Raw genomic sequence first — 12,953 nt, 5'->3', positions numbered from 1 at the left:
CTGCCGTGAACTCCCGCCGAGAAGCATCGGCCCTGCGTCAGGACTTGCACGCGTTGCCATTGCCAGATGGCCGCGGGCTGGTGATTGTCGATGAAATCGGCGGACGCTTCGCTCGCACGACCAAACGCATTTGGCAATCGCTTCAAGGCTCCGCCTCGGATGCCCCTGGTGCTACGGCGCCCCCGGATGCGACGTTTTGGCCGCAAGCCAAAGCGGCGGGATGGCTCAAGCGAACCAGCGTGGACGCCCCCAACAGTCGATCGCGATGGCTTCCGTCGCCGCTGTCCTTTCGCATTCCGCTGGCGTCGATCGATCCCGTTGCTCGTCGTTTGGTCCCCCTCAGCGGATTGGTCTACTCACCGTTGGCCGTTGTCCTGTTCAGCGTCGCCGGATTGGTGTCGTTGCTGTTCTGGATGGTGCGTTGGCAACACTGGGCCGGCTCAGTGCCTTCCCTGCAAAGCTATCTCCTGTCGTTGCAACCACTGACCATCGCGGCCACGTTTGTACTGACCAAGACCGCTCATGAACTCGGGCACGCGGTCCTCTGCCGACGCTTTGGATCTCGCTGCGGTGTGGTTGGCATTTGGTGGTTGTGCTTCATGCCGTGCCCGTACGTCGACGTCACCGACGTTTGGCGACAACCCAACGCCGCCAGACGCGGTGCGGTGATGGCCGCAGGGATTTGGGTGGAGTGGATCATCGCCATGGGGGCGCTGTGGGTTTGGTGGTTGGCTCCGTCGCATGAAGTGCGAATGACGGCGATGAATGTGGTCCTGGTTTGTGGAATCAGCACCGTTTTGTTCAACGCCAATCCACTGATGCGGTACGACGGGTATTTCATTCTGAGTGATCTGCTCGACACAGCGAACTTGCGAGAGGAAGCACGACGCGGCCTGCGATTGTTTCTCGTTTCACCACTTTCCCGTTGGCATCGTTTTGGCAAACGAGTTTGGTCGATGGCGGTCTACCACTTGGCCTCCAAGCTGTACCGGATCTCCATCAGCATTGCGATTGCCACGTTTGTTTTGCAGTGGGCCGCTGGATGGGGATTGTGGCGAATCGCCATGGTTGTTGTCGTTCTTGCCGTGATGCGTTTCGCCTTCACCGGCATGCGAAACCTTGTTCGCATGATTCGAGGAAGCGGTGCGTGGATGGGAGTCCCCGGTGGACGACGCGTTGGGTTGGCAGCCTGTGTTTGTCTCGCGGCCATCCTGATTCTGATCGTTCCCGTTCCTAGATACCGTCACGTCCCAGGAGTCATTCGCGTTCGGGATGCGGCATTGGTTTACTTGCCTCGAGGCGGCGTCATCGAAGCCGTCGACGTTCGCGTGGGCGACCGCGTGATCGCAGGTCAGAAACTGGCCGAGATCGCTGATCCCACATTGCAAATGAAGTTCGAAGAAAATCGGGGCAAGCAATCCGTCATTCGCGAAAGAGTGCATGCGACACGCTTGGCTTCGTTGCGGACGGGCACGTCGGCAAGAGATTGGCAAGCGTTGGAGGCTGCGTCGGATTCGTTGGCTTCGAATCAATCCCTTCTGCAAAAACGAATCGACTCTCTGCGTTTGGTCAGCCCACAAGCGGGGTTGGTGCTGCCGGCATCGGCAGCACCAACGACTCCGAAGAATCATCGCGATTGGCGAATGGAGGATCCGTTCACTCTGCGACCAACGGTGGGTGAGACCACAGAAGATCGCGTTGCCTGGTGCCGAATCGCGTCCGATCCTCGGTTGGAAGTGGTCGTGAACATCAACGCCTCGGACCGCAATCGGATCGCCGAGGGCGTGCCGGTGAGTGTGACGCTGCCCTCGATGCCAGGCCGAAAGATCAGGACCCACGTGCGCGGTGTCTCACCCATGGAGTTGGTCGGCGAACAAGTCGCTGCGACAAAACCGGAGGAGGAACTGGCCTACGAGGCGGTGTGTGATCTTTCGATTGAGAGCATGGTTCGCCCGCAGGATCCTTCATTCGCAGGACAAACCGCGACCACTGATCGGGAACTCGACGGGTTGCTACGCTGGGACGGAGCCAGTTGCCAAGCGGTGCTTCGATTGCCATCGAAACCGTTGTGGAAAGATGCCAAGCACTCGATCGAACGGTTGATGGGCATCTGAACTCTCTGTCCAGATCCCCTCCTATTGCTTGTTCTAACCGTGTCGGATCCTTCCACGCCCCCTTCGGAGACAGCGCCTTCGTGGCCATCGCCCGAGCAGCGGATGCCGCTCCCGATGTCCGTGGGCACGCACCCATGTCTCTGGCCGGTCGAAGAGATCGAGAAACGCTGCCAGTTGCGAACGCAATCTCGCAGCGGCCCAGGCGGACAGCATCGAAATCGAACTGCGTCGGGAGCGTTCCTGACGTTTGATTCGGGAGTCCCCGAGATTGGCACGATCACGGCCGAGGCGACCGAGCAGCGACAACAGGGTCGCAATCGATCGACGGCATTGGCACGCATGCGGTTTCTGCTGGCAATCACGCTGCGATCAGAATCGCCTCTGGGAACCGGTCTCGCCCCGAATGAAGTCGGACTCTCCCAAGCGGAGTTGGACTTGCGAGCACGCTATCGCGGTTCACCCATGAAACTGAATGACGAGAATGCCGCGAAACCTGGTGTGTTGACCTTGGTGCTCAACGATCTTTGGTATGCCGGCGGGCAGCCAAGTTTGGTGGCACCACATTGGAAGGCATCGACCAGCAAACTGGTGAACCTTGTTCGATCACATCCCCCGGCGTTTCGTTTGGTCAATCAGATCCGCCAACATCACACGAGACCACCTTTGCGGTGACCCCCTATGATTCCGATTCGCGATGACATCCCCAGCCGGACCACGCCGGTGGTCAATTACTTGGTCATTGCCCTGTGCGCGTTTGCGTTCTTGGCTCAGCAAGCGTCGTCGGACCAAAGCGAAGCGATCATCAGCGGATTCTCGATGGTCCCCTTGCGAATCACGGATCCGGACACCACGCCGGTCATGCAGCAACGTGTCGCGGTTCAAACGCCTCGCGGTGTCGAAGTCATGGAGGTGCGGCAGGAAATTGGTCCGGCAGCGGTGCCGGTGTGGGCGACGTTGATCACCTGCATGTTCCTGCATGGTGGGTGGATGCATTTCCTGGGCAACATGTGGTTCTTGTATATTTTTGGCGACAATGTCGAGGACCGCTTGGGGCACTTGGGGTATGTGCTGCTGTATCTCGGGACAGGTGTGTTCGCCGGGCTAGCACATTTGCTCAGTGACCCAGGCAGTCCCGTGCCGACGCTGGGGGCCAGCGGTGCGATCGCGGGTGTGATGGGAGCTTATGCGTTTTTGTACCCGCATGCTCGCGTGGTGGCGGTGTTGCCGTTGATGTTTGTGTTCCCGACGTTTGTCTTGCCCGGTCCTGTGTTCCTCGGGATCTGGTTTGTGATCCAGCTCGTCAACAGTCTGGGGTCGCTCACCGGGGGCGAAGCGGGAGGAGTCGCTTGGTGGGCTCACGCGGGCGGGTTCATCGCCGGGGCGGTTGCCGCATTGCTGATCGGCCGTTCGCCGCTGGGCCATGAAGCCGTCCAAGAACGACGGTTTTGAGTTGGCTGCGGCTACTCGGAGAAACGCCGGAGCATCGAAGGGCAGGGAGGCTGAATCGCAGGGCACTGGAACGCGACACCTTGCAAGCTGAAGTCCAAGCCGCTGCCTGCGTTGGTTGAGCAGGACGAAACAATCGCAGGCCTTCACCGTGGTGCGGGAGGCGACGGAACAGTTGGGGACAACTGTTCGACTCGGATGCGCTCACTCAACCACAATCGTGAGCAGGGAGCCTCCAAGCAGCCATTCTCGCCCGTGAATGGCCCTCCAAACAGGGGAAACCGTCCACAAACAAGCCAACTTCTCACAACGATCCAACTCAAAAAATGGCTGGCACCTTACGAGCACCAAGAGCTTTTCGGAAAGTGGCTGGCATCTCAAAGAGTTGAACTGCACCACAGGATAGGCGTGTGTTCGTGTCATGGTGTTAGCTTCATGTTAAGCTAGAGACCCTAAGGTTGTTTGCTTTTCGCCACCAGAGCAGAAGCAACCGACAGTGCGCAAAGAAGCTATTTACTTGTTGAACCTGCAGACTGAGGCACTTTAAAATGAGAACTTTCTTGATGGCCGCATTCGCCTCTTTTGGCATTCCCCCGGATGCCTACGGAGCGATGGCAACAAACCTTCGGAAAGTGGCTGGCTTCGAGCGCCATTTCACTCGGAGCAGCTCAATGCAATTCCTGCCTCTCTTAGCAATCCTGGCCGTTTTCGCGACTTTCACGCAGAAGGGAAATGCCGGTGTAGTAACAGACCTATTTGAGCTCGATGATACAGTCGTCGACTTAGACGATACTTCGGTGAATTCGCTAACTTACTCTCGAACGCTATTTGGCTCAGATGGCGTATCTTTCGATGCAACCATTACTGTCACAGGTAATGGTTCATATGTTCAGAACAGTTCCAATGGTTTAGGCGTCAATGGAACTACCCTCAGCGATGGCGAGGCTCTGACTTTTGCAATGTCGATTAGCGATGAAGTCGGTGGGACCGCAATTTTCGATGGATTCACCCTTCTTGATTTCAATTTCTTTACAGACACTCGTGTGGATGCAGACTCATCGACATACGAAGAGGCAAATTTTACACCTGGAGGCTTGGTCGTACCCGATCAAACAGGTTTTGGCGCGTCTGACGTTTTAGATTTGACGCAACTGGATCCGGGATCCCCGCTACCAAGTTTTACTCTGACTGCCATCACTGATTCGACGACCAGATCTTTTCAACTCGACGATATCACGGCACAGTTCACGACTACCGCTTCAGCTGTTCCCGAGCCATCGAGTTTCGCGTTACTGGCGATTGGCAGCACGTTCATAACACTGGTCCGTCGTCGCGGACGGACCATCAGTCGCAACCACTCTTTGCGATAGTTTACTACAAGTGTCTCAGTCGTTGTCTGTGCACCAAATTCGTTCGAACGATCGAGCCAAACGCTTCCCTCGGCCATTTTGATAAATCTCTAAGCAGGTCGGCAGGAGTCTTTCGGCATTGGAACTGTTTCGGGAAGCGTCGTTGCTCCTACGTGCAACCCAGGCGAACGCTGGTCAGCAAAAGGTTTGGTGTTCTGACGCACTGTGATTGCGCAAGTTTTCATCCCGGTAGGGATGTCAGAGGGTAGCCGTCGGTAAGCGATAGCGCCACCGACGGACATGGAAACCCCACGTCGCCACACAGCAACCCCCGGCTACCCTCTGATATCTCTACCGGGATGACGACGGACAAAAGCCGGAAGAAAAATGGCATTCGCTATCAGAGCGTCGTTCGCAAACGTTTCGCAGTCCAGGCGAACGCCCAAACGGCTCACATGGTTACGCCTGATCATTCCTGCCAACCTGCTTAGTAGGCATCAGTTCACAGACTCACATCACCGCCAGAGGCTGATGACGGGGAGGCCGGCGACGGCGGTGGGTGGGCCGTAGATCGTTGGGTTGGCGGGAGCGAGTTCGGTGGCTCGCATGCCTGATTGCAGAGAAGAGCGTGGTCGCTCTCGGGTTGCCAGCGAAGCGGTGGCGGCTTGATCGGCCCCGGTCGTGATCGGCTGGATCGGTGCGTTGGCGTCGATCGGACGCAGACGCGATGCGATCTCAGGACGGATGTTGGAGTTGGCCGCCAACGACTGGGCTTGCGTTGCCAACTGACCGACGGGCTCGTACTGGACGACTTGATCGTTCTGCATCCGCAGCGTTCGCTCCGGAATTTGAACCAGCTTGGTCTCCGGTTCCCACTTCACCCGAGTTTCCGTCTGGTGGAAGACTTCCGAACGAGCTTCCCAGCGGGTTTCTGGCACGTGCCGGTAGGCCACGGTGGGCTGGCGAAACGGGTTCCAACGGCCTTCCAAATGCGGACGCAACATCATCGTGGTCACGGGCACATAAGAGGTGCGAGCGACCGGTTTGGTCTCGGTGACAGCTTTGGGCGTGTACACCGTTTGCTGGCGAGTCTTCATCTGAACTTCGCTGACAGGCCGCTGGACCTGCCGAATTTGCTTCCGGTACACAATCCCGGTCGCTGGGTCAGCGTGCAATTCGCCGCCGTCCTGAGCGGAGACCTCTGTCGCCAGGGACAGCGATGCCCCCGCAACCAACACGCCAACAATGATCTGGTTCGTCCGATTGGATTTCCGCATGACAATCCTTCGTCTGCAGGTGGGATCGGGCATGGCAAGGCCGCCCCAAGAAAAGTAGTTTGCCGTGGTTAGAATTCGGTGGGACGCTCACCGCCGTTGAAGTCAAACTTTTGAATCCCTGAGAAGCCTCCATGATCACACCGGATATCTTGCCTATTCTGCGCTGTCCAGCAGACGGCGGTCAGCTCCTCTTGGCCGACGAGCCCCTCATCCAGAGGGTCAATCAAGCGATTGCCGAAGGCGCCGCGCGTGATCAATTGGACGAACGCGTGACGGATCCCATTGAAGGCGGGTTGATCAATTCTCAATCCGATCGGCTGTACCCAATCCGCGGCGGTATCCCGACACTGATCGTCGACGAAGCGATCGGATTGGCGGGAATCGGCGAAGGGGAGTAGAGAAGCAAACGACCAAAGCCGTTGGTTTCGCCGGACTTCGAATCCCAGCCTACTGGTCTGTCACAGCTAAAAGTTAGGGTTGATCGTAGTGGACGAGGCCACGAGTCCTTGGATTTCACGCCAGTTCAGGACTCGTGGCCTCGTCCACTACCCTAAAAACAAGTCCTGACAGACCACTACGGTCACCCAACACGAAACTGGCCAGTTTCGGATGCACCCACAAAAAAAGCGGAGCCACTGGGGCTCCGCTCGCTGAATCAGTCCATCGTGAATTCGGCGATCAGCCGGTGATTCGCTTGGCGAACAAAGGGCCGCCGTACTGAGCCGCGTCACCCAGCAATTCTTCGATGCGGAGCAATTGGTTGTACTTGGCCATCCGGTCACTGCGACTGGCCGATCCGGTTTTGATTTGGCCCGTCGACATGGCAACGGCCAAGTCAGCGATGGTGGAGTCTTCGGTTTCGCCGCTGCGGTGGCTGCTGATCGAGGTGTAACCGTTGCGATGAGCGAGTTGGATCGCGTCGATCGTTTCGGTCATCGTTCCGATTTGGTTGACCTTGATCAGGATGCTGTTGGCGATCCCTTCGTCGATGCCGCGTTGCAGACGCTCCACGTTGGTGACGAACAAGTCATCGCCGACCAATTGGACCTTGTCACCGATCTTGGTCGTCAGTTTCTTCCAGGTTTCCCAATCGTCTTCGTCGCATCCGTCTTCGATGCTGCAGATAGGATACTTCTCGCACCAACCGGCCAAGAAGTCGACCATTTCATCGCCCGACATTTGGTTGCTGTCCAGCGAGTACTTGCCAGACGCCTTGTCGTAGAACTCGGTCGATGCCGAATCCAAGGCGATCCAAACTTGTTCGCCGGCTTTGTAGCCCGCTTTGTCGATCGCGGTCATGATCACATCGAGAGCCTCTTGGTTGCTCTTCAGGTCAGGTGCAAAACCACCTTCGTCGCCAACCGCGGTGCTGTAACCCTTGTCCGACAAAACCTTTTTCAGGTTGTGGAAGATTTCGGTTCCGCAACGCAGTGCATCGCTGAAGCGTTCGAAGCCCAATGGCATCACCATGAACTCTTGGATGTCGACGCCGTTGTCGGCGTGCTCACCACCGTTGATGATGTTCATCATGGGGGCGGGCAACATGCGAGCACCGGCACCACCGAGGTAGCGGAACAAAGGCTGGTTGGTCGAAGCCGCAGCAGCGTGAGCGACGGCCAGCGAAACGCCGAGAATGGCGTTGGCACCGAGTTCTTTTTTGTTGGGCGTGCCGTCCAATTCGATCATCGCTTGGTCAACCGCAGCTTGGTCGGTTGCGTCCATGCCTTCCAAGGCATCGGCGATTTTCGTGTTGACGTTTTTGACAGCGGTCGTGACGCCTTTGCCCATGAAGACGGACTTGTCGCCGTCTCGCAGTTCCCAGGCTTCGTGCATCCCGGTGCTGGCTCCGCTGGGCACGGCGGCGCGACCGGCGGCACCGTCCATCAGCGTGACTTCGCATTCGACGGTTGGGTTGCCGCGGCTGTCCAAGATTTGCCGAGCGTGAATCGATTCGATCAGTGTCATGAGTTCACCATGGGATTGAGGGGGAACGAAATTCGGCTCAGAAGAGGGCCGCAAAATTTGAATTGAAAAACGCGGACGTTGTCCGATCGGGCGGTATTCTGTCCAATGCCCTGGAAACTGACCACCCGGCACCGATTTCCTGGGTTGCGGCCAGGTTTCGAGTCGTTTTTTCCGCCATCTGCCTCCTGCACGTCATTTCGCTCTCATGTTCACCGGTCTTGTCGAATCCGTGGGTCAACTTTCTGCCGTCGTGGAACAACCACCCGGCAGACGCCTGGTGATCGCCGCCCCCTCCTTCCGGGACGAAGATCCGGCTCAGGATGTGAAGCTGGGCGACAGCATCGCGATCAACGGCTGCTGCCTGACCGTCATCGAGATCGACGGCAACGACTTGGCTTTCGAAGCCGGTGAAGAAACCCTTCATCGAACCAACCTGGGCGAGCTAACGGCCGGGTCCACAGTCAACCTGGAACGGTCGCTGGCCGTGGGTGATCGCATGGGCGGCCACTACGTCACCGGCCACATCGACTGCGTCGGCCAATTGATCGAACGAGTCGACGACCCACCGTGGGCCAATCTGAAGTTCTCCGTCCCACCTCCTTACTCGCAACAGATTGTTTCGAAAGGCAGCATCGCGATCGACGGGATCAGTTTGACAGTCGTCGATGTGGGAGAAGACCACTTCACGGTCGCCCTGATCCCTCACACGTTGGATGTGACCACCTTGGGAGGTCGCCAAGTCGGGGACCGAATCAATCTGGAAACCGACTTGTTGGCCAAGTACGTGCAACGAACATTGCAGTTCGGAAATGCCAACGACCAACCCAGCGCCGACACCGTCGCGTCCCCCCCCAATACACCATGGAGTCCACAATCATGAGCGACGAATTCGATCCCAATCCTCCCAGCGCACCGCCCCAACCTCCGGCTCGCTCGGGCAATGCGTCTCGCGGTTCACGCCAAACCGCGACGTATCTGTCCAAGCGTCTGACCGCCGCCGGTTTGCGCCCGGTGTCGAAGTACGGCCAGAACTTTTTGATCGACTTGAACTTGGTCGAGCTGATCGCTCGATCGGCCAAGATCGGCCCTCACGACATTGTGCTGGAAATTGGCACGGGAGTCGGGTCGCTGACATCGATCATGGCGACTCAGGCCGGCGCGATCTTGACCGTCGAAATCGACCAAAACCTTTTCCAACTGGCGTCCGAAGAACTGGCGCCGTTCCCGCACGTGAAGATGATCCAAGGCGACGCGCTCAAGAACAAAAGCACGTTCCGTGATGACATCATGGAATCGATTCGCGAAGCCAAGTCACGTTTGCCCGAAGACAGCAAGTTCATGTTGGTTGCGAACTTGCCTTACAACGTCGCGACGCCGATCGTCAGCAATCTGCTGCACCAAGATCCACCACCAGATCGGATCGTCGTCACAATCCAAAAGGAGCTGGGCGAACGGATGGTCGCTGGTCCAGGGTCCAAGGACTACGGCGCGCTCAGCATTTGGATTCAAGCCACATGCCGCGCTGAGATCGTTCGCATCCTTCCACCCACCGTTTTTTGGCCGCGTCCCAAAGTGGACTCAGCGATCGTGCGACTCGACGTGGATCACGAGCGCCGCAACGCCATTCCGGATCTGAAGTACTTTCACCAAACCGTTCGAGCGTTGTTTTTTCACCGTCGCAAATTTTTGCGAAGCGTTGTGATCAGCGCCATGAAAGGACGCCTCGAAAAACCTGCCATCGACGAGATCCTTGGTCGCCTGAAGCATGGCGAAACCGCCCGTGCAGAAGAGCTGAACCTGGAACAGATCTCCGAATTGGTGGAAGCGCTCCGGCAAGCAGAATTGGCCAACGAGTCGACTTAGCCACGGTCAACCGTTCAGCGTTGTCGGGTATGAAAGAAGGGAGCCTGCCAACTGGGGGCGAGCGAGGCATCGTCGATGTTCACGCCCGCTTCCGGACGACCGTCATGATTGACGAGCGGATGGTCGACCAACTGGCTCAGTGATTCTCGCGGGACAAAGCGAACCCGGCCGTCTTCGTACAAGACATTGATGCCACGCCCGCCATGGCTGATCACCCCATCCTGTGATGTGGCAGCCAACCGGGGCCAGCCTTCGTCATCCACCACACGATCGACAACCTTCATCACCGCGGCATCGCTCATCACGGCGAACGAGGACCGTCCTTGGAATCGCGGCGAAGCAAACTCCTCACCGTCACGAACCCCCAGCGTGTAGGCATAGTGGCCACCGGCGGTCTGCTGCAACCATTGCAAACGAGCGATCGCACGTTGCCACGCGACTTGTTCTTCGAACGTCGTCGCACCTGACTCCGCGAAACGGCTCAGTTCACGAGCCGCATCGTCCAGCATCCGAAGCGTTACCAGAGTGGGCTCTTCCCCCACTTCCTGCGAAACAAACTCCTCCTCGGTAGATCGCAACCCACCCGCGATCCAGAAGTCAGAGGATCGAATGGAGGGGCAATGAGTCGACCGCGGATCCATCATCAATCCAGCCGCGTGAAGTCGCGGGGCGTAGACCCCAGCGAAGGCCTGGTAACCATCGGAATCAACCGATGGCAAACGTGCTTCGGCGTTGCGGTTGACGTACTGGGTCATCGCCATGCCCAGGTGCCGCAAATTATCCTGGCACGCTTGCTTGCGAGCCATGAAGCGACCCTCCACCATCGATGGCAGCGCGATCGCCAACAAGATGCAGGCTGCCGTGAACGAACCCACCCAATCACGCCACGTCCACGCGATCGCGTCCGAGCCCTCTAAAACCGGCGACAATTTTGGTATCTGCGGGGCGGACACTTCAGAACCTGCGGACACGTCAGCAGGGCCCGATTCCATGCCGGGCATCGGCGGGAGGGGCGGCAAAGCATCGAGCGTTCGCGCAACCAAGTCCGTGGGCGGTGGCTCAACGATCTCACAATCGTCGTGAAGCGGCCCCAGTTTGCGTTCCAACTCGGCCAGCATTTCTCTGGCCTCGGGGCTTTCCCGCAGCAGCTTTTCGACCCGCTGCATTTCGTCCAGCTCCAGCGCCCCAAGCAGATATCCGAGAAGATCTTCTTGCATCACAAAGGACGTTGCGTAAGCGGAAAACGAGCACAAAAAAGGTCCCGACAAAGAGTGTTACGCCCGAACAAGGGCGAGTGTTCGAAGAGCGGCCGTGGAGCCTGTCGGTCAGGCCTGCAGCGGCTTCCAAGCCGCGATTCGCGGGATGTCCGCTGCACTCCGTCAGACGAACGGGTCGCTCCCCTGGTTCGCTCAGGCACGAACGAACGGGCCAGAAAACGAGGGCCAGAAAACGATCGGAACAAAAAAAAAGCGGCACCGAAGCGCCGCTCTTGTCCTTCCTGCCAGCCAACAGGCTGCCAAATCCGATTCCTGGCGGTCAGATCCCTGATGGTTCGTTGGCATCCTGCTCGCCGTCGTGACTATCGTCCCACAAGCCGCTCAAACGATTGACGGCGGCGTGCAAACGACTTTTCACGGTGCCAACTGGGATCCCCAGAATTTCCGCTGCTTCGCGGTACTTCAGGCCCTGGTAGTACACCAATTCAACGACTTGCTGCATGGGTTCGCCGAGTGATTCGACTGCGTCATGCACCCAGCGACCATTTTCTTCTTTGGACGCTGCGGCCAATGGATCGGTGATGGCACCTTCCAGCTTTTCAGACCAACTGCCGCCACGGTCGTCGTCTTGACCGCTGGCAGGACGATCCAAGCTGACCATTCGGTGACGCTTGTTGCGACGCTGGACATCAATCGCTTGGTTGGTCGCGATGGCGTACAGCCAAGGTCGGAAACGACGGGTCAGGTCGAACTGGTTGCACTTCAAGTGAACCTGCAAAAAGGTGCCTTGAAAAGCGTCTTCCGCCATTTCAGCGTTGCCGATGTAACGACGCAAATACGCGTAAATTTCGCGTTCATAACGCCGCATCAAGGTTTCGTAGATATCGCGACGGCCGCTGGTGCGATATTTCGCGACCAATTGCTCGTCGGTTTGTTCAGCCACGGGTTCGCTGGTGAAGACGCTTCCCGAATCCACTTTCGAATCAGCGACCGCTGCGGAAGTTGAAAAGTTCATAGGGGATCGATCACAAAGGAGTTATGAGTAGCACTCAGTCTACTTGCAAATGCGTCTCGTCAGGGGATGAACCGCCAAAACGAACGCACATTCACAGAGACGAGCGTTGACAGGAAGGATCCGCAAAGTGTCTTCAACAGCCCTTACAGGCAATCAATGGAAACCTCGACGACATGCGTATTATCGCGGTTTCGCAGAAAATGTCAAAGTCATCTTCGCGTTGAATTCACATCCTGCCTCGTTGGCAGGGAGCGAATCCATGTCTCCCTAGGGGCAATTCGTGTTCCAGACCGTTTGAAATCGTTGCGCGGGTCACTCGGGTTGGTCCGATTGTTCCGGAATTACCGAATGTTTGCTGGAAGTTGTGCCGATAACTCCGCCTGGAACGGTTTGTTCGTTCGAGGTTGAACTCCCTTTTCGCGGTGTTGCCCCCAATTTGGCGGCAAGCTTCCCCGGAAACGCGTTCAGGCTCGGTTCACGGCGGAACGGTCCACAACGGCGGGGTCGCCGGGTGCGAAATCCTTTGGAGCATCTCAGCGACCCAACAGCCACAGGACATTTATGGCTGGGTGTCCTCGCGTGAGCGGGGCCCCCGGGGGGATTTTGGGGTCTTTGTGACCGCGGAGACGATTGCAATGCGAAGAATTGTCAGGCAACGAAACGAGCAACCCATGATGGCCCAGACCCCCGATCCCCAAATCAAACCC

At 57.6% G+C, this 12,953-nt stretch carries 11 protein-coding genes; 7 read left to right on the top strand and 4 right to left on the bottom strand.

Annotated elements, in window-relative coordinates:
* Positions 1 to 5: 5 nt before the first annotated feature.
* From RISK_RS08105 to RISK_RS08090, 4 genes are all read left to right on the top strand, one after another.
* Positions 6 to 2,114 carry a peptidase M50 gene (locus RISK_RS08105; protein WP_236696136.1) on the top strand — a complete coding sequence of 703 codons (2,109 nt, stop codon included), beginning with the start codon at positions 6 to 8 and terminating at the stop codon, positions 2,112 to 2,114.
* Between the two features lie 102 nt (positions 2,115 to 2,216).
* Entirely contained in the window at positions 2,217 to 2,786 is a 570-nt protein-coding gene (locus tag RISK_RS08100; RefSeq protein ID WP_047813751.1) for a peptide chain release factor, read from the top strand.
* A 6-nt stretch (positions 2,787 to 2,792) separates the two neighbouring features.
* Positions 2,793 to 3,563, top strand: coding sequence for a rhomboid family intramembrane serine protease (locus tag RISK_RS08095; RefSeq protein WP_047813750.1), 771 nt, complete (start codon positions 2,793 to 2,795; stop codon positions 3,561 to 3,563).
* A gap of 560 nt (positions 3,564 to 4,123) precedes the next feature.
* Positions 4,124 to 4,930, top strand: a complete 807-nt coding sequence (locus tag RISK_RS08090; protein ID WP_236696134.1) for a PEP-CTERM sorting domain-containing protein — start codon at positions 4,124 to 4,126, stop codon at positions 4,928 to 4,930.
* 494 nt (positions 4,931 to 5,424) lie between these two features.
* Here the strand turns inward: RISK_RS08090 and RISK_RS08085 are convergent, their stop codons facing one another.
* Positions 5,425 to 6,186 carry a hypothetical protein gene (locus RISK_RS08085; protein WP_047813749.1) on the bottom strand — a complete coding sequence of 254 codons (762 nt, stop codon included), beginning with the start codon at positions 6,184 to 6,186 and terminating at the stop codon, positions 5,425 to 5,427.
* A 131-nt stretch (positions 6,187 to 6,317) separates the two neighbouring features.
* Here RISK_RS08085 and RISK_RS08080 point away from each other — a divergent pair, with 131 nt between their 5' ends.
* Positions 6,318 to 6,584 carry a Trm112 family protein gene (locus RISK_RS08080; protein WP_047813748.1) on the top strand — a complete coding sequence of 89 codons (267 nt, stop codon included), beginning with the start codon at positions 6,318 to 6,320 and terminating at the stop codon, positions 6,582 to 6,584.
* 280 nt (positions 6,585 to 6,864) lie between these two features.
* Here RISK_RS08080 and eno read toward each other — a convergent pair whose 3' ends face one another.
* The gene (eno, locus tag RISK_RS08075; RefSeq protein WP_047813747.1) at positions 6,865 to 8,151 is read right to left on the bottom strand and encodes a phosphopyruvate hydratase; all 1,287 of its coding nucleotides are present in this window, start codon (positions 8,149 to 8,151) and stop codon (positions 6,865 to 6,867) included.
* Between the two features lie 205 nt (positions 8,152 to 8,356).
* Here eno and RISK_RS08065 point away from each other — a divergent pair, with 205 nt between their 5' ends.
* Together RISK_RS08065 and rsmA are read left to right on the top strand one after the other, a co-directional pair.
* On the top strand, positions 8,357 to 9,031 hold the full coding sequence (locus tag RISK_RS08065) for a riboflavin synthase (protein WP_047813745.1): 675 nt from the start codon (positions 8,357 to 8,359) through the stop codon (positions 9,029 to 9,031).
* On the top strand, positions 9,028 to 10,014 hold the full coding sequence (gene rsmA, locus RISK_RS08060) for a 16S rRNA (adenine(1518)-N(6)/adenine(1519)-N(6))-dimethyltransferase RsmA (protein WP_047813744.1): 987 nt from the start codon (positions 9,028 to 9,030) through the stop codon (positions 10,012 to 10,014). The genes RISK_RS08065 and rsmA overlap by 4 nt, the downstream gene beginning before the upstream one ends.
* A gap of 14 nt (positions 10,015 to 10,028) precedes the next feature.
* Here the strand turns inward: rsmA and RISK_RS08055 are convergent, their stop codons facing one another.
* Both RISK_RS08055 and RISK_RS08045 read right to left on the bottom strand, forming a co-directional pair.
* Positions 10,029 to 11,231 carry a hypothetical protein gene (locus RISK_RS08055; RefSeq protein ID WP_047813743.1) on the bottom strand — a complete coding sequence of 401 codons (1,203 nt, stop codon included), beginning with the start codon at positions 11,229 to 11,231 and terminating at the stop codon, positions 10,029 to 10,031.
* A 319-nt stretch (positions 11,232 to 11,550) separates the two neighbouring features.
* Positions 11,551 to 12,246 carry an RNA polymerase sigma factor gene (locus RISK_RS08045; RefSeq protein ID WP_047813741.1) on the bottom strand — a complete coding sequence of 232 codons (696 nt, stop codon included), beginning with the start codon at positions 12,244 to 12,246 and terminating at the stop codon, positions 11,551 to 11,553.
* Positions 12,247 to 12,953 lie beyond the last annotated feature (707 nt).

This window comes from Rhodopirellula islandica, assembly GCF_001027925.1.
Lineage (GTDB): Bacteria > Planctomycetota > Planctomycetia > Pirellulales > Pirellulaceae > Rhodopirellula > Rhodopirellula islandica.
This window is presented reverse-complemented; position numbering and strand designations above follow the sequence as displayed.